This is a genomic window from Caballeronia eucalypticola (genome assembly GCF_047608185.1).
Classification (GTDB): Bacteria; Pseudomonadota; Gammaproteobacteria; order Burkholderiales; family Burkholderiaceae; genus Caballeronia.
This window is the reverse complement of record NZ_JBLKRU010000015.1, coordinates 1-20489: the sequence shown is the minus strand read 5'-3', so window position 1 is coordinate 20489 and position 20489 is coordinate 1. Positions and strand designations below refer to the sequence as shown.

The 20489-nt window shown below is 60.3% G+C and carries 18 protein-coding genes; 11 read left to right on the top strand and 7 right to left on the bottom strand.

Annotated features, from left to right (window positions below; all coding sequences use genetic code 11):
• Window positions 1-194: 194 nt before the first annotated feature.
• On the top strand, window positions 195-737 hold the full coding sequence (locus tag ACMX25_RS18550; RefSeq protein WP_414951514.1) for a GNAT family N-acetyltransferase: 543 nt from the start codon (window positions 195-197) through the stop codon (window positions 735-737).
• A gap of 126 nt (window positions 738-863) precedes the next feature.
• On the top strand, window positions 864-1586 hold the full coding sequence (locus tag ACMX25_RS18545) for a GntR family transcriptional regulator (protein ID WP_414951513.1): 723 nt from the start codon (window positions 864-866) through the stop codon (window positions 1584-1586).
• Window positions 1587-1721: 135 nt separating this feature from the next.
• On the opposite strand, the gene ACMX25_RS18540 is transcribed toward ACMX25_RS18545, so the two are convergent.
• Both ACMX25_RS18540 and ACMX25_RS18535 read right to left on the bottom strand, forming a co-directional pair.
• A complete protein-coding gene (locus ACMX25_RS18540) occupies window positions 1722-2561 on the bottom strand; it encodes an amidohydrolase family protein (RefSeq protein WP_414951512.1) in 840 nt (279 codons plus the stop codon).
• Window positions 2562-2567: 6 nt separating this feature from the next.
• A complete protein-coding gene (locus tag ACMX25_RS18535) occupies window positions 2568-3815 on the bottom strand; it encodes an MFS transporter (protein ID WP_414951511.1) in 1248 nt (415 codons plus the stop codon).
• Between the two features lie 323 nt (window positions 3816-4138).
• On the opposite strand from ACMX25_RS18535, the gene ACMX25_RS18530 reads away from it, so the two are divergent.
• Window positions 4139-4600 carry a GNAT family N-acetyltransferase gene (locus ACMX25_RS18530; protein ID WP_414951510.1) on the top strand — a complete coding sequence of 154 codons (462 nt, stop codon included), beginning with the start codon at window positions 4139-4141 and terminating at the stop codon, window positions 4598-4600.
• Window positions 4601-4612: 12 nt separating this feature from the next.
• Here ACMX25_RS18530 and ACMX25_RS18525 read toward each other — a convergent pair whose 3' ends face one another.
• Window positions 4613-5134 (bottom strand): DinB family protein, encoded by a 522-nt coding sequence (locus ACMX25_RS18525; protein ID WP_414951509.1) that lies wholly within the window; start codon window positions 5132-5134, stop codon window positions 4613-4615.
• A 105-nt stretch (window positions 5135-5239) separates the two neighbouring features.
• Here ACMX25_RS18525 and ACMX25_RS18520 point away from each other — a divergent pair, with 105 nt between their 5' ends.
• On the top strand, window positions 5240-6406 hold the full coding sequence (locus ACMX25_RS18520) for a citrate synthase (RefSeq protein ID WP_414951508.1): 1167 nt from the start codon (window positions 5240-5242) through the stop codon (window positions 6404-6406).
• 136 nt (window positions 6407-6542) lie between these two features.
• Here ACMX25_RS18520 and ACMX25_RS18515 read toward each other — a convergent pair whose 3' ends face one another.
• Window positions 6543-6827: a hypothetical protein gene (locus tag ACMX25_RS18515; protein WP_414951507.1), complete on the bottom strand. Its 285-nt coding sequence runs from the start codon at window positions 6825-6827 to the stop codon at window positions 6543-6545.
• A 365-nt stretch (window positions 6828-7192) separates the two neighbouring features.
• Between ACMX25_RS18515 and ACMX25_RS18510 the strand changes: the two genes are divergently transcribed.
• A complete protein-coding gene (locus ACMX25_RS18510) occupies window positions 7193-8257 on the top strand; it encodes an AraC family transcriptional regulator (RefSeq protein ID WP_414951506.1) in 1065 nt (354 codons plus the stop codon).
• Window positions 8258-8278: 21 nt separating this feature from the next.
• On the opposite strand, the gene ACMX25_RS18505 is transcribed toward ACMX25_RS18510, so the two are convergent.
• The gene (locus tag ACMX25_RS18505) at window positions 8279-9553 is read right to left on the bottom strand and encodes an MFS transporter (RefSeq protein ID WP_414951505.1); all 1275 of its coding nucleotides are present in this window, start codon (window positions 9551-9553) and stop codon (window positions 8279-8281) included.
• A 149-nt stretch (window positions 9554-9702) separates the two neighbouring features.
• Here ACMX25_RS18505 and ACMX25_RS18500 point away from each other — a divergent pair, with 149 nt between their 5' ends.
• The gene (locus ACMX25_RS18500; protein WP_414951504.1) at window positions 9703-9906 is read left to right on the top strand and encodes an aldo/keto reductase; all 204 of its coding nucleotides are present in this window, start codon (window positions 9703-9705) and stop codon (window positions 9904-9906) included.
• Window positions 9907-9922: 16 nt separating this feature from the next.
• Here ACMX25_RS18500 and ACMX25_RS18495 read toward each other — a convergent pair whose 3' ends face one another.
• On the bottom strand, window positions 9923-10687 hold the full coding sequence (locus tag ACMX25_RS18495) for a GntR family transcriptional regulator (protein WP_414951503.1): 765 nt from the start codon (window positions 10685-10687) through the stop codon (window positions 9923-9925).
• 157 nt (window positions 10688-10844) lie between these two features.
• Between ACMX25_RS18495 and ACMX25_RS18490 the strand changes: the two genes are divergently transcribed.
• The 5 genes from ACMX25_RS18490 (at window position 10845) to ACMX25_RS18470 (ending at window position 18722) form a co-directional block, all read left to right on the top strand.
• A complete protein-coding gene (locus ACMX25_RS18490) occupies window positions 10845-12065 on the top strand; it encodes a pyridoxal-phosphate-dependent aminotransferase family protein (RefSeq protein ID WP_414951501.1) in 1221 nt (406 codons plus the stop codon).
• A 91-nt stretch (window positions 12066-12156) separates the two neighbouring features.
• Window positions 12157-15180, top strand: coding sequence for an FAD-binding and (Fe-S)-binding domain-containing protein (locus ACMX25_RS18485; protein WP_414951499.1), 3024 nt, complete (start codon window positions 12157-12159; stop codon window positions 15178-15180).
• A gap of 206 nt (window positions 15181-15386) precedes the next feature.
• Window positions 15387-16688: an MFS transporter gene (locus ACMX25_RS18480; RefSeq protein WP_414951676.1), complete on the top strand. Its 1302-nt coding sequence runs from the start codon at window positions 15387-15389 to the stop codon at window positions 16686-16688.
• A gap of 20 nt (window positions 16689-16708) precedes the next feature.
• The gene (locus tag ACMX25_RS18475; RefSeq protein WP_414951498.1) at window positions 16709-17491 is read left to right on the top strand and encodes an enoyl-CoA hydratase/isomerase family protein; all 783 of its coding nucleotides are present in this window, start codon (window positions 16709-16711) and stop codon (window positions 17489-17491) included.
• A gap of 1 nt (window position 17492) precedes the next feature.
• A complete protein-coding gene (locus ACMX25_RS18470; protein ID WP_414951497.1) occupies window positions 17493-18722 on the top strand; it encodes a CaiB/BaiF CoA transferase family protein in 1230 nt (409 codons plus the stop codon).
• A gap of 507 nt (window positions 18723-19229) precedes the next feature.
• Here ACMX25_RS18470 and ACMX25_RS18465 read toward each other — a convergent pair.
• Window positions 19230-20351, bottom strand: coding sequence for an IS110 family RNA-guided transposase (locus ACMX25_RS18465; RefSeq protein ID WP_414949685.1), 1122 nt, complete (start codon window positions 20349-20351; stop codon window positions 19230-19232).
• Window positions 20352-20489 lie beyond the last annotated feature (138 nt).

Here is a 20489-nt window from a genome sequence, read left to right as displayed (position 1 = left end):
GTTCGTGGGGCTTGGCGCGCCGCTGAGCCGCCGTTGACGCAAATTGGCGACGACACCTGACATGTCGATTACACGCATCACGGCGCTGCCTTCCTCAGGTGGAAATGTTTGCAACGACCCACGCTGGCTGATAGAAAAGTGCGCGGCCCTGATCGCTGCTTGCCCATCTAAACCAACCTCAACCGGGACATTGCATGCTTGTTGAAATACGCGAGGCCACGGTCGAAGATGCAAACGCTATCGCCACGGTTCATGTGGATTCATGGCAGGCGGCGTATCGCGGAATCTTGCCCGAGGGGTATCTGGCCAATCTGTCGGTGATGCGGCGGACGGAGGCATGGCATCACTTCATCGTCGCGGGAAAGCCGCGGGTGCTGGTCGCTCATGCCGACGCCGACGCCGATGATCACGCCGACGCAGCCATTATCGGCTGGGTCGCGTTCGGGGACTCACGGGACGGGGACAAGGATCATCGGTGGGCCGAAGTGGAGACGCTGTACATAGCGCCGGCTTTCTGGCGCAAAGGTATCGGCAGACGACTCATCGATGCAGCACGTCACGCGCTGCAATCGGCCGGATATACAGACGTCGCCCTATGGGTCTTGCTGGACAACCGGCGCGCGCGTGCGTTTTATAAACGAAGCGGTTTCGTCTGCGATAACTCGAGCAGGGGCGTTCAACTCGGCGGCAAGTGGTTGACAGAGCTTCGATACTGTCGCTCTCTCAGCAAGACATGAGTGCATGAGCAGTGGTCTCTTCAAAAGAGCAATAGGCCAAAGCCAATCCCACAGCAACGCAATTTGACGCAACAAATGCGAGGGGAAGTCATACAATCCTGTGCATGTATTACACCGAAGACCTGCATGCAAGCCGATAACCGACTCCCCCGATACCAACGCCTGCGCGACGAACTTGCGTCAAGAATAGCCGCGCGCCGCTGGCAACCCGGCGAGGCTATTCCCACCGAACAGGAACTTGCGCAGAGCTTTGACCTCGCGGTTGGAACCGTGCGCAAGGCAATTGACCTGCTTGTCGCGGAAGGCCTGTTGGAGCGTTACCAAGGGCGCGGCACGTTTGTCCGGCGTGCGAGTTTCGATGGCTCGCTGTTCCGGTTCTTCCGTTTTCAAAGCAAGTCCGGCGAGCGCCGGATTCCCAAGAGCCAGATTCTGAAGCGCAGCATAGTGGAGGCGCCGGCCGCCGTTGCCGCCACGTTGCAGATTGCATCCGGCGCCAACGTGATCCAGATGGCGCGACTTCGCTTGATCGAAGACGCACCTGTGCTGACCGAAGACATCTGGCTGCCGCTCGACCGTTTCGCGGCGTTCGCCGACCTGCCGCTTGACTCTATCGGCGACCTGCTTTATCCGGTCTATGAAGCGAAATGCAATCAGGTGGTGGCATCGGCGACGGAAACGCTCACCGTCGAAGCCGCAAGCGTGAAGCACGCGAAACTGCTGGCTATTGAGAAAGGCACGCCGATCGTGGTGATCGAGCGGCTGGCCTATGGATACGATCGCCATCCCCTTGAATGGCGTCGCTCACGCGGCCCGGCAAGCCAGTTCCTGTATCAATCGGAAATCCGCTGAGCCACGTGCGACGAAGGCTCACGACTGAAAGTCGCGAGCGCGCCTTTCAGCGACTTCACTCGATCTTTAAGCGGTTGCGCGGCCGCCGTGGCCTCTTCCACCAGCGCCGCGTTCTCCTGCTTTCCGACGCTTGACTTAGCGAAAGTGGAATAGCTCTGCAGGCGTGTCGATCAACACGGCCCGCCGATGCGACGCATCAGTGACAAGTCGATGAAAATCGCCCAGCGCGCGTCGCGGATCGCAGACATGTTCGAACTGCGTATGCGGCCAATCGGTGCCCCAAAGCAAGCGGTCGGCGCCAAACGCGGGCAGCAATTCGCACCACGCAATCGCGCTTGTGGCGAAGGTCGCGTCGGGGTCCTCCGGTTTCGCACTCACCCTATATCCCGCCGATACCTTGACCCACACGCGCCGCGTTTGCCCCAGCAAGAGCAGGTAAGCAAAGCCGGGATCGCTGCTGCCGAGCGCGGGATCGAAACGCCCGAAATGATCGATCACGATCCGCACGCCGCTTGCCAGCAGCGCGGGCGCCACCTCGAACAGGCGGCCTGCGTCGATCTGCATTTCAAGGTGCCAGTCGAGCGCGACCATGCGCGATAAAAGCGCGATCCAGTGTTGATCGGTGAAATCGGGCAGTGGGGCGCCGATCAGGTTCGCTCGAATTCCCACGACCCCCCGCGCATGCCAGTCGTCGATATAACCCGGCGCATTCACCGGATCAGCCATGACGACCCCGCGCAACTGCTGCGGGTACGCGTCGAGACACGCGAGCAGATAGCTGTTGTCGAAGCCGAGGAAGCTGGGCTGGATCAGCACGCCGTGCGACATCCCGATGCTGGCAAGCATGGCGCGATAGCGTTCGAGCGGAGCGTCGTAGGCCGGCGCATAACGCCGGCCTGAAGCAAGCGGCAGGTCCCGCGTGAACACGTGCGCGTGCGAATCTATGCCGGTGACAGGGCTGCCAATATCAGTCATGACGCGCTACGCCGGCACGTCTTCGGCGAGCGTGCGCCCGCGCGTTTCCGGCAGCATCATTACACTGACGGCGACGATTGCATAAGCGAAAACCGCGTCCACGCCAATCGCGAATCCGAGGGAATACTGTGCGGCCAGATGTCCGACCATCACGGGGAAGCCCGCCGACACAACCCGTCCGAAGTTGTAGCAAAAGCCTACGCCAGTCCCGCGTGTGCCGCGTGGATAAAGTTCGTTGAAGAGCGCGCCCATGCTGGCCGGAATGCCGGCGGCGAAAAAGCCGAGTGGGAATCCGAGCGCCAACATTGCGTGATTGGAGAGCGGCACGAAAAGATAAACGATGACCGTGCCCACGCAGCAGACGGAGAACAGCAAAATGGTCTGGCGGCGCCCAATGCGATCGAGCAACTGCGACGCTGCCAGGCAGCCGAAGAAAAATGCCGCGATGATCACCGCCAGATAACCGCCGGTGCTCAGCACTGAAAGATGACGTTCGGTCTTCAGGTAGGTCGGAAGCCACGTGGTGAGGGCCGAGTAGCCGCCATGTGCGCCCACGCCCAGCAGACCGCCGATAAGCGTCATGCGGATAACGTCGGGCGCGAAGATCGACAGGAGCGGCGTGCGTTCTTTCGTGTCCTTCAGTACCGCCTCCTTGCGAGCGGGCGCGACCGGCTCCTGGACATTGCGCCGAATATAGATGATCAGGAGCGCGGGCAAGATGCCGATGCCGAACATCACCCGCCAGCCGATATCGGGCGACATGAACGAAAACACGGTCGCGTAAAGCAGCACGGCCGCGGCCCAGCCGACGGCCCATGCACTTTGTACCGCGCCCATTGCCTTGCCGCGATGTTCGTTGCGAATAGTCTCGGCCATCAGCACCGCGCCCGCTGCCCATTCGCCGCCAAAACCAAAGCCCTGTAGCGCCTTCAGTACGATGAACTGCGGATAATTCTGCGCAAACGCCGACAGTAACGTGAAGACTGAAAAGAAGATGACGGTGACCTGCAAGGTTTTCACGCGGCCGTAACGGTCTGCTGCTGCGCCGCAGATCCATCCGCCCATGGCGGACGCCACCAGCGTGACGCCGCTCACCAGACCCGCCTGCGTTTTGCTGATGCCCCATTCCGCAATGATCGCGGGGATGACGAGACTGAACATCTGGACATCGAGCGCGTCGAGCGCCCAACCGCCGAAGCACGCCCAGAACGTATATCGCTCGCCGTTAGAAATCTGCCGATACCAGGAAAACATCGAGTCTCCGTGCGTCTTTTGTCTGCTTGAATGAATGGGGCGTGCCCAGATTGATGAATGGTCAACCAGTCGTCAAAACATATATATGTTTATATGAATGTCGGATTCGTGGGATAGTGTTTACCCCGTTGATGGAAGGAGGCATCGGAATTTAGACGTTGTTTTTGACGGTTTGTGTGATGAGTTCGATGCGAAGCGCTTGATTTCGTGGCTCTACGTTTAATGACCGCATTGGATCTATGAACGGTTCCAGCACGCTTTTATTCTTCGCTTTGATTCCTCATCAAGCTTGCGGACCTCCGTGCCACGACCAACTACCCAATATGACTGACGCCATTCACGTACGCCCCGTTGTGTCATCGGATTTCAATGCATGGAAGCTTCTCTGGGACGGCTACAACGCCTTTTACGATCGCCACGGCGACACAGCGTTACCGCTCGAAGTCACGCGGACGACATGGTCGCGCTTCTTCGATGCGTACGAACCCATGCATGCGCTAGTGGCGGAAAGCGGCGGCGAGTTAGTCGGCTTGGCGCATTTTCTTTTTCATCGGAGCACGATCCAACTGGGTCCGCGTTGTTATCTGCATGACCTGTTTACAGCCGAGGCCGCGAGAGGAAAAGGCGTCGGTCGCAAGCTGATCGAGGAGGTTTATCGGCAGGCGGAGACCGCGGGTGTGAAGCACGTGTATTGGCACACGCGAGACACCAACACCACGGCGATGCAACTCTACGACAAGGTCGGCGAGAAGCCAGGGTCCGTGGTGTATCGCAAACCGCTGTAAGTCACGCGGTCCTCAAGCAAGCCCCTTTTCCGCGAGACGCTGGTAAAACAGCAGGTCAAGTTCCGGTGCCCGTCCCACAAGCCCGGTCAGCAGTGCATGCGCCTGCCCACGATGATGCGTCTGGTGATTGAACCAATGCGCAAGTGCGGGCGTGAGAGGTTGCGTGATCGCTTCGGGCGTGGAGACGCGCCGGTACGTGATCGTACCTTCGAGCGACGCCTCACTGAGTTCCGTTATGTACCGCATGATCCGCGTGTCTTCGGCTTCACGCGCTAGACGAAGCGGCTCCAGTTCCTCGAACAGGATTGCATCGAGCCGATCGGGTGAATCGCCTTCGCCCGTGAAACGAAACATCCACACGCGATCGGTTACGAGCAAGTGATTGAGCGTCCCTTGTATCGATCTGAAAAACGCGCCGCGATCCGCGCGATAGTCGGCGGCGCTCAGGCGCGCGGCGGCATCGAAGAGCCGGGTGTTAGCCCACGCGTTGTAGCGCGCGAATGTATCGAAGTGCTGTTTGAGCAATCCCTGCATGTCGTCCTCCTCATCGCTTTAAAACGTTCGTCCTGCATGGCTACAGATATTAATATTGATAGCATTGACGTCAATCTTGATTCAATTTATCAATGTGAGATCCGTATGGCATGGATGACAGCGGCCGAGGCTTTGAGCGTATTGAACGTCCGCGCGCAGACGCTCTATGCGAACGTGAGCCGTGGAAAAATCCGCGCGAAGCCCGATGAAACGGACTCGCGCCGCAGCCTGTATCACCGGGACGATGTAGTGCGCATGGCGGAGCGTCGTAGCGGACAGCGCAAGGTTGAGAAAGTCGCAGCGCAGACCATCGACTGGGGTGATCCTGTTTTGCTTTCCGCTATTTCCACGGTGTCGGATGGAAAGCTCTGGTATCGCGGGCGGGATGCTATCGAGCTTGCGAACACGGCGTCGTTTGAGGCGGTAACCGGGTTGTTATGGGAGGCCGATGCGATCTCGATTGATCCCCCCATTTCGCGCGAGGATGCCAACACCGAAACCGACGACCCTTTGACCGCAAGTCTCGTTGCATTGGCCCGGCGTAGCGCGCGTGATTTGCCATCGAGCGGACGCACGCCTGCCGTGTTGCGAGGCGAGGCCGCGAGCGTTCTTTCGACGCTCGCACATGCTGTCCTTGGCGCTACAGCTTCCTCGCGCGCGGGGCGAACGTTAAGCGAGCGGCTGGCGGTATCGTGGGGATGCAGTGAGGCTGAAGACGCCATCCGGCGCGCGCTCGTTTTGCTCGCCGATCATGAACTGAATGCATCGACGTTCGCTACGCGCGTCACCATCTCCACGGGTGCGTCCTTATCGGCGGGCGTGTTGGCAGGTCTTGCCACGCTCACCGGACCGTTGCATGGCGGCGCGTCGTCGTCGGTTCGCGGGTTGATCGAGTCGGCAACAAGAACCGGCCCGGAGGCGGCCGTGCGTAACTGGCTGGCGCAAGGTCGCGTGATTCCGGCATTCGGTCATCCGCTATACGCCGATGGAGACCCCAGGGCGCGCGCGCTGCTCAGCAGGGTTAGAGTGCCGCCGATATATGCTGAGCTCGCCGAGTGCGTGGAACGGGCGGTTGGCGAGCGTCCGAACGTGGATTTCGCGCTGGCGGTTCTCGCGGCGGCTTTCGATCTGCCGTCGCATGCGTCGCTGTCGATCTTCGCGCTTGCCCGCTGCGCGGGCTGGCTCGCTCATGCATTGGAGCAAGCGCAAACAGGCCACTTGATCCGGCCGCGCGCCCGTTATGTCGGGCTGCCGCCGAATCCTGCGCAGTGAGTCTGACGGAGCGGCAAAACCATTACATCAAGCATTCAGGTCGATGGCGACTTTGCCGACATGCGCGGCGTTTTCAAGGAAGCGGTAAGCGTCGACGGTTTGCTCGAAGTCGCAGGTCCGGTCGATCACCAGCGCTTCACGCCGCCGTCTGTTTCAACACATTTGGCCGTACGCGTTTGGCCAGATCCTGCAACAGCCGTTGCGCGCGGTGCCGTTGCACGGCCACCAGATCGCTCTCATTCATCAGGGCGCGAAGCCGGCTTTCCCAATACTCCTTGTCCATGCCGTGGACCGGTCCGGCCGGGAAGGCCCGCGCGACGGACCTGACCATGTGCTCAATGTGGTCGAGCTGGCGATCCGCTAAACTCGCGGGCAGCAAGTTGCCGTGACTAAGCGACGGTGCTTTCTTTAAAGCGTTCATTTTGCTGATATCTCGTCGTGCTTCGCTGAGCTGCCTCAGGAAGGGTGGTGCAATCAATTCGTCCGGACATCGCCGATCAAGACGCTCGTTCTGTCACTACCCAATGCCGATGGCGATGAACGAGCGTGGCGGCACCGTTTCCGTTGCCGCCGCCTTTTGATGAAAAGAGCCTGTGATTTCCGTCTGCAATGCCGTAAACCAGGCATTGCGGTCGTGACGCGGAATGGGCCGCGAAGTTATTGATCTGAAGATACCGCACTGTTTTTGGCAGGCTTTACCCTATGTCTCAATTCTCCAAATAAATTGATCACCCCGACTTGCGGCCGAATCGATCGGCTATTTTGGGGCGCTATCAGGTAAAAACAATGGCTTCGCATACCCGTCGAGACGGGCTCGCCCAGGCGGCAGTGCCGGATGCTGACATCGTCCACAGCAGCTTCAACACGTACGCCTCGAAGGCGGATCAGCAGCTCCTCGCCTGGCGTGAGCGGGTGGGACATGTCGTGGATGTCCTGCCTTCGAAGGAGCAGATTACAAGCGGCTTTAGCGGCCGTATCGACCGGTATGCACTGGGCGATCTTGTCTTCACCGACTCCACGACCGACGCCATGTCGCTTGAACGCTCGGTCGCGAGAGTGTCCACTGACGTACGGCGCGACTATGTTTTCCACATCTTTGTGCAGGGCGAGGTCGATACGGGAAAGGGCATGCAGAAAAAACGCAGCGCCCCGGATTCGGTTCAGGGAATAGTCGTTTTCGACATGGACCAGCCGTTTCGCGTCAAGCGGACCGACTGCCACGTATTGACGATGTTCGTGCCAAGAGCGGCCGTCGAGGCCACGTTCCCGGACGCCGATTCGATTCATGGCCGCACTGTCGAGCGCGGTGCGCCGCTGACCCAGCTGGTGACGAATCACGCGTTGGCGCTCAGCCGCGATCTGCCGGGAATGACCGCGGCGCAGGCAGCGCGGGAAATGGATGCCGGCGCGCAACTGCTGCTTGCGGCCTTCCGCAAGCAGGCAAGACTGACCGGCGACGGCCGCGCAGCCGTGCAGGCGGCCGTGATGAGCCAGGTGCGGCGATACGTCGAAGCGGATCTCAACCAGCCGGAGCTTTCGCCTTCCAGCGTGGTGGATGCGCTGCAATTGAAGCGCGCCACGATCTACCGATGGTTCGAGCATGAAGGCGGACTGGGCGCGTATATCCGCAATCGCCGTTTGCGCGAGGCAGCCGACGAGCTGGTCCGCTTCCCGCACCTTCAGGTTATCGATATTGCCTACGGGCTGGGTTTCAATAGCGCGTCGGATTTCACGCGCGCCTTTCGCCGTGCATACGGCATGAGCCCGCTAGATGCGCGCGCTCGCGCGCTTGAGTTGCAGCGGGCGAGCAAGCTGGAATTGCCGTCTTCGTACGGGCCCGGCGGCAGATAGGCGGGTAGCGCGAAAACCGCTTCAGTCGGGCGCCGTTTCGGGGAAGCGCCGCAGCGCAAACAGCGTGATGCAGATGGCGGCGATCAGATACCACGCGGGCATCATCGGATTGCCGGTCACAGCGATCAGCCACGTGACGATAAGCGGCGAAAACCCGCCGAAAATTGCCACGCCGAAGCTGTACATGATGGACAGCGCGGCGGCGCGATGCTGCGGCGCAAAGGCCTCCAGCATCATCACCGTGCTGGCGCCGGCGTTGCTGAGCGCGACCGCCACATATGCCAGGATGATCAATAGCGCGGTGACATCGCCTACGCCCATTTTCAAGGCCAGGAAGGCCGGATACGTCAACACAAGACAGACGACGAGCGCCAGGTACTGGATGGGCTTGCGGCGCTTTTGGCGATCGGCGATCCGGGCCACCAGCGGGTTCACGACCATGATCACGAGACCGGACAGGCTCGCGGTCAGCAGGCTGATGACCGGGGGGCGATGCAATGTCCGAATCAGATAACTCGGCATGTAGAACACCGTGATGTAGATGCCGATCGACGGCGCGGCCATTATCAACGTTCCATATATGAGCGTGCGTCCGTGTTCTGAGAACAGGGTCGCGAGCCGTGGGCGCTTGGGCACCTCGATGGAAATCGAAGGCATGCGCCGGCGCAAATACCAGCCGACGGGGCCGATCAATCCGCCGAGCAGGAACGGAATCCGCCATCCCCATTCGTCCATGCCGGCTGGCGAGAGCACGGCGGTCGTGATTGCTCCAACCGTCGCAGCGGCAAATGCGGCAGCGCCCTGACTCGCGCCACGCCAACTGGTCAGATAACAGCGGCGCTCGCGCGGGACTGATTCCATCAGTACGGCTGACGCCGGTCCGATCTCGCCGCCTGCCGCGAGCCCCTGCATGAGTCGCGCGAGAACCATCAGCACCGTTGCCGCTGGTCCGATCGACGCAACCGTCGGCAGGCAGGCGATCAGCCATGTGCCGAGCGTCATGAACGCGAGCGACCAGGTCATGCCGGCTTTGCGCCCCCGGCTGTTGGCGATCTGCCCGATGATGACGGCCCCGAGCGGGCGCATGACGAATCCCGCACCGAAGGTTGCCAGCGACAGCAGCAGCGAAGACAGCGGGTTGTGCGACGGGAAGAAGAGTTTGCCGATGATGACAGCGGAGAAGCTATAGACCGTGAAGTCGTACGCGACAAACGCGTTACCGATGACGGTAGCCAGGACGATGCGCGCGGGCCTTGCTTTTGGGGCTTGAGTCAGGTGGTCTGCTGCGGGGTGCATGGATGCGGTCTTGGGCGCGGTGCCCATAGGCATGGGTCGCTATTTTTTGGGCTTGATGTTGGCTTGGGCGCAGGCCGGGGAATGATAAGGCAACGCAAATACTTGTGCTTGCGGCCGCGCCGGCCCTGACATAAAACTTAGCCCTAGGCGTGACTAGGCCCCAGGCGCGCTCCCCCTTCACGCCGGGTGTGACATCGACAATTCTGGGCGCGCGCCGGATCGACCCGCTTCAGGCGAATCTTGCCGCGCTCGATCTCAAGCTGACTGACGCGCAGATCGCGGCGCTTGACGCGGTATCGAAGCCCGCTCTCAACTTCCCCGCCGATTTCAACCGCTACCTGGTGTCCCGCTAAACCGCTTTAACCGGTTTTAACCCGGCGGCGCGTCAGGCAACGTGCCGCCTTCCGAGCGCGTGCGCACCGTCGTCATCGTTCTCTCAGCCAGCACCGCATCGCGCTTCGACAACAAGTGGCCGCGCAAGACTCCTGCCATGCGCTTGCCATCGCGTGCTTCCAGCGCCTCGATCATGGCTTCGTGATCGCGGATCGCGCTGTCCCACTTCACCGTCTGGAAGTTGGACCGGAACCGCAGCGCCTGCAACCGCCGGTTCACCGATATATACGTCTGCCGCAGCGCCGAATTGCGCGCGGCGTCGTTGATCTTGTCGTGAATGGCCTGATTGCGGCTGTAGTACCCCGACAGGTCGTTCTGCTCGCGGCAAGCCAACATCGCGTAATGCAGCGCCTTGATTTCGCTCAGCTCGGCAGGCGTTATCCGCTCGCACGCGAGTTCGCCCGAGAACGCTTCCAGCCCGCTCATCAGTTCAAACGTCTCGCGAATCTCCGCCTCGCTCATCTGCGATACCGATGCGCCCCGGTTCGGCAGGATGTCGATTAGTCCCTCGGACGCCAGCACCTTCAGCGCCTCACGCAACGGCGTGCGCGAAATGCCCAGTGTCTCGCATAACGTGCGTTCGTTGAGCTTCACGCCGGGCGCAAGCAAGCCCTCGACGATGAAATTACGCAGGTGCTCAACCACCGTGTCATGCAGCCGTTGCCGTTCGACTTTGGGAAGCGTAGTCGCGACCTGCGCAATCTGTGCGATCTGCGAATCCGCCAAATGATCATTTTGCATTCAATACCTCAACCTTTTCTATTGACGCGATTTTACCGTACCGCGCCGGTAAGTTTGGAGGGGCGGGTTTCCACCTAAGAAAAACAAGCATTTACCACTACCGGTCACCGCCTTGGTGCGTTAAAGTATTTTGCATGCAAAATTCAAAGGACGCATCATGTTAAAACTCGATTTCCATCCCGCTGGTCGTCATTTCCTGCAGATTCCAGGCCCCAGCCCGGTTCCGGACCGCATTCTACGGGCAATGAGTTATCCGACGATCGACCATCGCGGGCCGGAATTCGGTGCGTTAGGCCTGAAAGTCCTGGACGGCATCAAGGCCATCTTCAAGACTGAACAGCCGGTCGTGATCTATCCGTCATCGGGCACTGGCGCATGGGAAGCGGCGCTCTGCAACACGCTCAGCCCCGGCGACACCGTGTTGATGTTCGAGACCGGCCACTTCGCGACGCTCTGGAAAAAGATGGCCGAGAACCTCGGGTTGAAGCCGGAATTCCTGGGGCTTCCCGGTATCGAGGGATGGCGGCGCGGCGTGCAGGCCGACATGATCGAAGCGCGTTTGCGCGAAGACACGCAGCACACGATCAAGGCAGTTTGCGTCGTCCATAACGAAACCTCGACGGGCGTCACGTCGGACATTGCAGCGGTGCGTCGCGCGATCGATGCGGCCGGACATCCGGCGCTGTTTCTCGTCGATACGATTTCCGGACTTGCGTCGGCGGATTATCGGCATGACGAATGGGGCGTGGATGTCACCGTGTCCGGTTCGCAAAAGGGCTTGATGCTGCCGCCGGGGATCAGCTTCAATGCGGTCTCGCCGAAGGCAATCAGGGCGAGTAAGGACGCGAAGTTGCCGCGTGCGTTCTGGGCGTGGGACGAGATCATCGAGATGAACAAGAGCGGGTACTGGCCGTACACGCCGAACACCAATTTGTTGTACGGATTGTCCGAAGCGCTTGAGATGATCGGCGACGAAGGGCTCGATCAAGTTTTTGCCCGCCATCAAAGATTGGCTGCTGCTTGCCGCGCTGCGGTCAACGCGTGGGGACTCGAAATTCAGTGCGCCGATCCGGCCGTTTATTCGCCGGTGCTGACGGGCGTGATGACGCCTGAAGGCGTCGACGCAGATGCGATTCGCAAGACGATCTACGAGCACTTCGATATGTCGCTTGGCACGGGCCTCGGCAAGCTGAAGGGCCGCATGTTCCGCATCGGGCATTTGGGCGACTGCAACGACCTCACGCTGATGGCAACGCTCACGGGATGCGAAATGGGCCTCAAGTTGTCGGGCGTGAAGCTCGCGGGGAGCGGCGTCCTGGCAGCGATGGACTACTTGACGAGCCACGCCGCAGCGCCGGAATTGAAGGCGGCGGCTTAAGCGCGAAAGACGAAAACGAGCACGAAGACGAGCGCGAAGACGAGGGCGCTCCTTCGCAAACTCCCCACTATTCAACCGCGCGTAGACGCCGATGCTCACTAAATCTTCCGAAGCGCTCGTCCAGCCGATTCACCTGATGCCGGCGTCGGCGCGCGCCACGTTGTCACCGCTGGCCATGCGCTTGCGCAAAGAATTACGCGGCGACGTGTTGTTCGACCGGGCGGCGCGCGGACGCTACGCGACGGATGCATCGATCTATCAGATCATGCCGCTGGGCGCGGTCGTGCCAAAGGATCAGGCGGACTTGCTGCTCGCGTTGGAGATCGCGCGCGACGCACATGTTCCCGTGCTTGCACGCGGCGCGGGAACGAGCCAATGCGGGCAAACGATTGGCGAGGCGCTGGTTATCGATACCAGCAAGTGGCTCAACAATATCGTCCACTTTGATCGTGAAGCGCGCACGGTAACGGTCGAGCCGGGCGTGGTGCTCGACCATCTGAACGCGTGGCTGAAACCACATGGCTTGTGGTTTCCCGTCGATGTATCGACCAGCGCGCAATGCACGATCGGCGGCATGGCCGGCAACAACTCATGCGGCTCGCGGTCGATGGAATACGGGATCATGGTGCACAACGTGGTGTCTATCGACGCCGTGCTGGCCGATGGTCATCAAGCCACGTTCGCGGCATTGCACGCGATGTCATCCGATGCGCGAACGCGGTCGCTGGTTGAAGGCGTGCAGCAAATAGCGCAACGCGAACGCGATGAAATTCGCGAGCAGGTGCCGAAGGTATTGCGGCGCGTAGCGGGCTACAACATCGATCTCTTCGATTGCCAGAGTCCCTTGCCCTTCAGCGCGGATGGCGAGCCGAATCTCGCGCAATTACTGGTGGGCTCCGAAGGCACGCTCGCCTTCAGCCGGCAACTCACGTTGAAGCTCTGGCCCTTGCCCGAGCATAAGACGCTTGGCGTCGTGAACTTCCCCACGTTCTACGATGCAATGGACATGACGCAGCACATCGTCAAGTTGGGACCGGTCGCGGTGGAACTGGTCGACCGCACGATGATCGACCTGTCGATGTCCAATCCCGCGTTCCGTCCGGTGATCGAACGTGCGCTGGTCGGCCAGCCGCAAGCCGTGTTGCTGGTCGAATTCGCCGGCGCGGACAAGGCGGTGCAACTCGCGAAGCTTGCACAGCTTGTGGAATTGATGGGCGATCTGGGCTTGCCCGGTTCGGTGGTCGAGATGCCCGATGCCTCGCAACAAAAGGCCTTGTGGGAAGTACGCAAGGCCGGTCTCAACATCATGATGAGCATGAAGGGCGACGGCAAGCCGGTGTCGTTCATCGAAGATTGCGCGGTGCCGCTCGAACATCTTGCGCAATACACCACGCGACTCACCGAGGTCTTCCACAAGCACCACACTGAAGGCACGTGGTACGCGCATGCGAGCGTCGGGACGCTGCACGTACGGCCTATTCTCGACATGCGCCGCACCGGCGCAGAAAAAATGCGGGCGATTGCCGAGGAAGCGTCGGCGCTGGTGCGCGAATACAAGGGTGCGTATTCCGGCGAACACGGCGATGGTTTGTGCCGCGGCGAATGGGTCGCGTGGCAATACGGGCCGCGTCTGAACGAAGCGTTCCGCGAGATCAAGACGCTCTTTGATCCCGAGAATCGCATGAGTCCGGACCGCATCGTGAATCCACCGAAAATGGACGATGCAACGAACTTCCGTTTTCCGCCAACGTATCGCGAACGCGAGATAGCCACGCAACTCGACTGGTCGCAATGGAACGCGACGCGCGATCCGCTGACGGGTGTCGAGACCTCGCCGGGAACGGGCGACGATCACACCGGCGGCCTCGCGAAGGCCGTCGAAATGTGCAACAACAACGGCCATTGCCGCAAGTTCGATGCGGGCACCATGTGCCCGAGCTATCGCATCACCAAGGATGAGCAGCATGTCACGCGGGGCCGCGCGAATACGCTGCGGCTCGCGATCAGCGGACAGCTCGGTGAGGGCGGCCTCGCCAGCCAGGACGTGAAAGATGTGCTGGACCTGTGTGTGTCGTGCAAGGGCTGCAAGCGTGATTGCCCCACGGGCGTCGACATGGCGAAGATCAAGATCGAAGCGCGCGCTGCGTGGACGGCGGCGAATGGCTTACGCATGCGGGACCGGCTAGTGGGTTTTCTGCCGCGCTACGCGTCGTATGCGAGCCGCATGCCGTCGTTGTTCGGATCGGTCGAGCGCCTGCCGCGTTTCGCAGGCTGGCTAAAAACCCGTCTTGGCCTTGCGCCGCAACGTGCATTTCCGCAATTCGTGAAGTCGTTTTTATCGACGGCGATACAACCCTTGCCACCCGTGCAAGGCGACAAGGAAGTGCTGCTTTTCGTCGATACCTTCAACAACTACATGGAACCCGACAACGCCCGCGCCGCCAAGCGCGTGCTCGAAGCCGCAGGCTACACGGTTCACCTGAACATCAAGGCGGGTGAACGGCCGCTGTGCTGCGGGCGCACGTTCCTCTCGGCGGGACGGGTCGATGAAGCGAAGGCGGAAGCGCGCCGCACGCTGGACACATTGCGGCCGTATATAGAACGCGGCGTACCGGTTGTCGGTCTTGAACCGTCGTGCCTGCTTTCCTTCCGCGATGAATTCCTCGACTACGGTTATGGCGATGAAGCGCGCAAGCTTTCGCAGTCATCGTTCCTGTTCGAAGAGTTCCTGGTCCGCGAGAAAGAGGCGGGACGCCTGCGGCTTTCGCTGAAACCCCTCGCTCAGCCGAAGGCCCTGGTTCATGGCCATTGCCATCAAAAGGCCTTCGATGTATTTCGTCCCGTGCAGGCCGTGCTCGGCTGGATTCCTCAGCTGGAGGTCTCGGTGGTCGAGTCGTCGTGTTGCGGCATGGCCGGGAGTTTCGGTTACGAAGCCGAGCACTACGAAGCATCGAAGGCCATGGCGGAGTTGTCGTTGCTGCCCGCCGTGCGGAAAGCACAGGATGCCGTGATCGTCGCCGACGGCACCAGTTGCCGTCACCAGATAGCGGACGGCACGGATGCGAAGGCGTTGCATGTCGCCCAGGTACTGGCCGCGGCGCTAAGGGACTATTGAATAAGTACGGATTCACATAAACAGCGGACGGCAACAAATTCCGCGCACAGGAGACCAGCATGGCACGACCGCGCAAACCCAGGATTCGCAGCATCGATTTAACGCCCATTCAATAAGGTTCAGCAAAAGCTTTAGCAAGTTCCGGATGCAGTTCGCTTCGGGTGCCCGTGGGCGCCTTGATGAAGCACGTACTACTCAAGGAGACGATGATGTTCCGTCGAGCTACGACGCGCGTTCTACTGCTGCTGTGCGCCATGTATTTCATTACCTATGTTGACCGTGTCAACGTCAGTACCGCCGCCTCGCAATTCGGCGCGGAACTGCACTTGTCGCATGTCCAGATCGGCTTTGTATTTTCCGCATTTGCCTATCCGTATCTTGTCTTCCAGATTATTGGCGGATGGGTGGGGGACCGCTTCGGGCCGCGTCGGACGCTCGCTGTCTGCGCCGTGATCTGGGCAGGCGCCACGATCATGACGGGGCTGGCTGGCGGGTTTGTATCGCTGATCGCTGCGCGCTTGTTGCTTGGGCTGGGCGAAGGGGCAACATTCCCCACCGCTACCCGCGCAATGTCGAACTGGATGCCTGCCGATCAACGCGGTTTTGCACAAGGAACCACGCATGCCGCGTCGCGCATTGGTAACGCGGTGGCGCCACCATTGATCGTCTGGTTGATGATCGCGACGAGTTGGCGTGGTGCTTTCATCGTGACCGGGATCGTGAGTTTCCTGTGGGCGATTGTCTGGATCTTCTATTTCCGCGATAACCCCCGTGACCACAAGAGCATTACCGCCGATGAGTGCGCCACGCTTTCATCGTTCTCCGGCGTCAAGCAGCGCGTGCCTGTTCCATGGCGTGCATTACTGGGACGGATGGCGCCCGTGACCGCCGTGTACTTCTGCTACGGCTGGGTGTTGTGGCTCTTCCTTGGCTGGATTCCGCAGTACTTTCTCCACAACTATCACATGGAGTTGGGCAAGTCGGCGTTGTTCGCATCGGGCGTGTTTTTCGCTGGCGTTCTTGGCGACTGGCTTGGCGGCTCGGTCACGGATCGTATCTTGCGGCGCAGCGGAAATCTGCGCATGGCCCGTAATGTGATGGTCGGCGTCTGCATGCTGCTGACGTTGCTGTCGCTCGCGCCCATCATGCTGGTGTCCAATATGTCGATTACGCTGGCTGCAGTTTGCCTGAGCGGCGGATTCTTCTTCAACGAGATGACGATCGGACCCATGTGGGCCGTGCCGATGGACATCGCGCCGAAGCACGCCGGCACCGCGAGCGGCATCATGAATTCGGGCTCTGCACTGGCCGCGATTATCAGTCCGGTCGTGGGCGGTTTCCTGATCGACAAGACGGGGAACTGGAACCTGCCTTTCACGGTTTCCATGATCCTGATGGGGGTCGGCATTGTGCTCTCGTTCACCATGCGGCCGGACCGCGCGTTAGACGTGGTTGCTGCGGGCGCTGAAGGAACGGAAGGCGCTGAGCCAGCCAGGAAGTTTGTCTAGATCTTTCTCCAGGAGACGATGTGGCTGAACCATCCATCTTGATCGAACGCGAGGGGTTCATCGCGACGGTTGTCATCGATAGGCCCGCGAAGCTCAACGCGATGACCAAACCGCTTTGGCAATCGTTGGGAGAGACTATTGATGCCCTCTCCGCCGATGACACCATCCGCTGCATCATCCTGCGCGGCGCCGGCGAGAAAGCCTTCTCGCCGGGTAACGACATCGCCGAGTTCCAGACCGATCGCTCCAACGTCGAGCAAGCCCGCGCGTATGGCGCGATCATGCATCGCACGTTGAGAGCGCTGGGTGCATGCAGGCATCCGATTGTCGCGATGATTCACGGCATTTGCGTGGGGGGTGGACTCGAGATTGCCGCCATGTGCGATCTGCGTATCTGCGGGGAATCCAGCCGCTTTGGCGTGCCGATCAAGAACCTCGGCCTGGTGATGGCGCACGCCGAACTCGATGCGCTCGTGCAGCTTGCTGGACCCGCCATTGCGCTCGAAATCCTGCTGGAGGGGCGCATTTTCGGGGCGCAAGAAGCGTTCGCCAAGGGACTCGTTACGCGAGTCGTTGCCGACGATCAGGTCACCGCGGAAACGCTTGCAACGGCAACCCGGATAGCCGATGGCGCGCCGTTGGTTGCACGCTGGCACAAGCAGTTCGTCAAGCGCGCGATGAACCCTGCGGCGCTCACGCCCGAGGAACGTGATGAAGGTTTCGCGTGCTTTGGCACGGAGGACTTTCGCACGGGTTATCAAGCCTTCCTCGACAAGGTCAAACCCGAATTCAAGGGGCGTTGATATGCTCGAAACAGAAACAGGCAGCAAGGGTCCGCTTAGCGGGATGCGCGTTATCGAACTGGCTCACATCATGTCGGGACCCATTTGCGGAATGATGCTTGCCGACATGGGCGCCGATGTCATCAAGGTCGAGAAAATTCCCGGCGGTGACGATTGCCGCCGCTTCGCTCCCATTTTGGAAGGTGGGGAATCGGCGTCATTCATTATCGTGAACCGCAACAAACGCGGTGTGGCCATCAACCTCAAGACCGACGGCGGCCGTGAAGTGCTGCGCAAGATGCTGGCTACGGCCGACGTCGTCACCGAGAACTATCGTCGCGGCACGATGGAAAAACTGGGCATGGGTTACGACGCGCTCAAGGCGGAAAATCCCGGTCTGATCTATTGCGCGATTTCGGGTTTTGGCCGTAGCGGACCGATGGCCGACAAAGGCGGTTTCGATTTGATCGCGCAGGGCATGAGCGGTCTTATGAGCATGACCGGCGAACCGGGTCAGGCGCCGATCAAGGCGGGCTCGCCCGTCACCGATATCAACGCGGGCATTCTCGCCGCGCTTGGAATTTGCGCGGCGTACTCGGCCAAGCAAAAGACCGGGCGGGGCCAGATGGTTGATACCTCGTTATTCGAAGCTGGTTTGCAGCAGATGTACTGGGCCTTTGCTAATTATTTCGCTGACGGCACGGTGTTGCCTAAGGCAGGCTCTGCTAATCCGACTAGCGCGCCGTATCAGGCCTTCCGGACCCGCGACGGCTGGGTGAATATTGGCGCGGCGAATCAGAGCAATTACGAGCGGCTGGTCGGAGCGCTGGATATTGCGGGGCTTGAGGAAGATGAGCGTTTCAGGACGAATGCCGGGCGCTTGAAATATCGGGGAGCGCTGGTTGAGATTCTGACGGCGCGACTTATTGAGCGAACGACGAATGAATGGCTTGCCACGTTCGATGCAATTGGCTTGCCGTCGGGACCGGTGCTCGGCGTGCCCGAAGCGGTGGTGCATGAACAAGCGTTGGCGCGCGGGATGATTGTCGAGACGACGCATCCGGTAGCGGGGCGCATGCGCGGTCTGGGCTTGCCGATTCACTTTTCTGACGGACGTACCGAGTCGGCGATGCCCGCGCCGTTGCTGGGTCAACACACGGCGGAAGTGTTAAGGGAATATGGTTTCTCCGATGAACGTATTCACGCGCTACAAGAAGAAGGCGCGATCAATGCCGGCGAGGTAATGCCTTAGGGCGATTGCAAATTGGGTTTGGTTCGCGCTTGGTTGGGGGTTGGACGGGGTGGTTTTGGGTTAGCGGTCAGGGTCAGTGTTGGGATGGTGGTTCTAGCGTTAACGGTCTGAGTCATTGCCGGGTTGCTGCTTTCCAGGTCTTCGCGCGTTTAGTATTAGCTGATTTCTTTATCACTATTAGCCACTGCGCGTGGCGGCGCGTCATTTCTGATATGACTTTCCGTGTCAAGCGTCGATGTTCAGATTTTTATTTCACTCATATTCGAGTGGGCGCTGCAATTTCCTGAGGGCGGCGTAGCAGTAAAACTCGACGGTGAATCAGGCTGATATTCGCGGGTTGGTTACCGCATTACAGAGATCCGTTTCGTGAGTCTGCCGCTAGCTTTGTGCGCAAGTCGGAATGAACCGTTGCCAAGAAATGACGCGGATAACTCGAATACCGGGCTACGCCGCCTTCAGGAAACTACCGTTTCATTGCGAACTGCTTTTTTGCTGCCTTCACCTGCCTTACTCCGAGCGCGGGCTCGCCTGCGCCATGCCCAACCGGCCGATGTCCCAGATGAAGCCCGCCAGTTCGCGAGCCACCGCGACGATGGCCACATTGGTGCTTTTGCCGCGCGCCACCAGCTTTCGATAGCGCCGGCACAGGCGCACCTGCGCGTCCCACGCCCGATCGACGATAACCTTTGGCAAGCCCTCATGACGACGCTGGATCTCGGGGCTCACTTTGGCCGTATGCCGATAACTCCAGGCCGCCTCGATGAGCAGTTTGCGGGCAAAGGAATTGCCGGTCTTCGTGATACCGCCTTGGCGCCGTTTGCCTCCCGAGGAATACTCCGAGGGCGTCACGCCAAGCCAGGCCATCAACTGTCGGGGGTGCGCAAAGCGACTCAAATCGCCTAACTCCGAGAGCAAGCCCACGGCAGCGGTGAACTGGATACCGCGCATCGATTGCAGAGCAAGCACGGCGGGATAAAAGCCCCAGCGTGGCACGGCATCGCGCATGGCCGATTCCAGACGCTGGCATTGTGCAAACCGATCCTCGATGGCGCGGCGTAACTCGTTAAACGCGAAATCCTGCCACTCGTTGCCAAACGAGAATTTGCTTAACCAGTTGCGGTGCGCCGGTCCCCAATTGGCCACCCCCACGTAGCGCACGCCGTGCGAGAGCAAAAATGCCTTCAGTGTCTGGCGCGCGCGCTTAAGCTCGTCGCGCGATTTTGCCCAGGTTCGGGCGAGATCGCGAAACGCTTCGTCTTCGACGGTGGGGATGTTGACGGCGCTGAGATCGCCGGCGCGCAGCGAGCGCACGAGCTTGATGGCATCGCGCCGGTCGGTCTTCACGCGATCGCCGGGTTTGCGCGGTATCTGCGTGGGGGCGCACACCATGCACTGGATGCCTTTGTCGCTCAGGCGCCGCTGCAAGACGTAGCCAAAGGGGCCCGCCTCATACACGACACGCACGTGCTTGGCCTTGGACAACAGCCGCTTGCACAGACGATCAAGATCGGCCTGAGTGGTGCCGATCTTGCCCAGCACCTCCACCTCACCGCCGTCCAGCGCGTAAGCGACGGTGATGGAATCCTTATGAACATCCAGTCCGACGAACAATGTGCTAACGTTTTGCATGCTGGCCTCCGGGTTGTAAATGAACACTTCGAGTGAGCGGTTCGCCCTCACTTTTACGGCTCTGGCTTTATGCTAACCCGCGCGGTTCAACTCTTCCTGTGGGGCCAGCCCTTACTTCCACGGAAGTCATACTGACTT

What these genes read in the sequence shown, in the direction of transcription:
- ACMX25_RS18550 (WP_414951514.1), top strand. Translation starts at nt 195, where the DNA reads ATGCTTGTTGAAATACGCGAGGCCACGGTCGAAGATGCAAACGCTATC.
- ACMX25_RS18545 (WP_414951513.1), top strand. Translation starts at nt 864, where the DNA reads ATGCAAGCCGATAACCGACTCCCCCGATACCAACGCCTGCGCGACGAA.
- ACMX25_RS18540 (WP_414951512.1), bottom strand. Translation starts at nt 2,561, where the DNA reads ATGACTGATATTGGCAGCCCTGTCACCGGCATAGATTCGCACGCGCAC.
- ACMX25_RS18535 (WP_414951511.1), bottom strand. Translation starts at nt 3,815, where the DNA reads ATGTTTTCCTGGTATCGGCAGATTTCTAACGGCGAGCGATATACGTTC.
- ACMX25_RS18530 (WP_414951510.1), top strand. Translation starts at nt 4,139, where the DNA reads ATGACTGACGCCATTCACGTACGCCCCGTTGTGTCATCGGATTTCAAT.
- ACMX25_RS18525 (WP_414951509.1), bottom strand. Translation starts at nt 5,134, where the DNA reads ATGCAGGGATTGCTCAAACAGCACTTCGATACATTCGCGCGCTACAAC.
- ACMX25_RS18520 (WP_414951508.1), top strand. Translation starts at nt 5,240, where the DNA reads ATGGCATGGATGACAGCGGCCGAGGCTTTGAGCGTATTGAACGTCCGC.
- ACMX25_RS18515 (WP_414951507.1), bottom strand. Translation starts at nt 6,827, where the DNA reads ATGAACGCTTTAAAGAAAGCACCGTCGCTTAGTCACGGCAACTTGCTG.
- ACMX25_RS18510 (WP_414951506.1), top strand. Translation starts at nt 7,193, where the DNA reads ATGGCTTCGCATACCCGTCGAGACGGGCTCGCCCAGGCGGCAGTGCCG.
- ACMX25_RS18505 (WP_414951505.1), bottom strand. Translation starts at nt 9,553, where the DNA reads ATGCACCCCGCAGCAGACCACCTGACTCAAGCCCCAAAAGCAAGGCCC.
- ACMX25_RS18495 (WP_414951503.1), bottom strand. Translation starts at nt 10,687, where the DNA reads ATGCAAAATGATCATTTGGCGGATTCGCAGATCGCACAGATTGCGCAG.
- ACMX25_RS18490 (WP_414951501.1), top strand. Translation starts at nt 10,845, where the DNA reads ATGTTAAAACTCGATTTCCATCCCGCTGGTCGTCATTTCCTGCAGATT.
- ACMX25_RS18485 (WP_414951499.1), top strand. Translation starts at nt 12,157, where the DNA reads ATGCTCACTAAATCTTCCGAAGCGCTCGTCCAGCCGATTCACCTGATG.
- ACMX25_RS18480 (WP_414951676.1), top strand. Translation starts at nt 15,387, where the DNA reads ATGATGTTCCGTCGAGCTACGACGCGCGTTCTACTGCTGCTGTGCGCC.
- ACMX25_RS18470 (WP_414951497.1), top strand. Translation starts at nt 17,493, where the DNA reads ATGCTCGAAACAGAAACAGGCAGCAAGGGTCCGCTTAGCGGGATGCGC.
- ACMX25_RS18465 (WP_414949685.1), bottom strand. Translation starts at nt 20,351, where the DNA reads ATGCAAAACGTTAGCACATTGTTCGTCGGACTGGATGTTCATAAGGAT.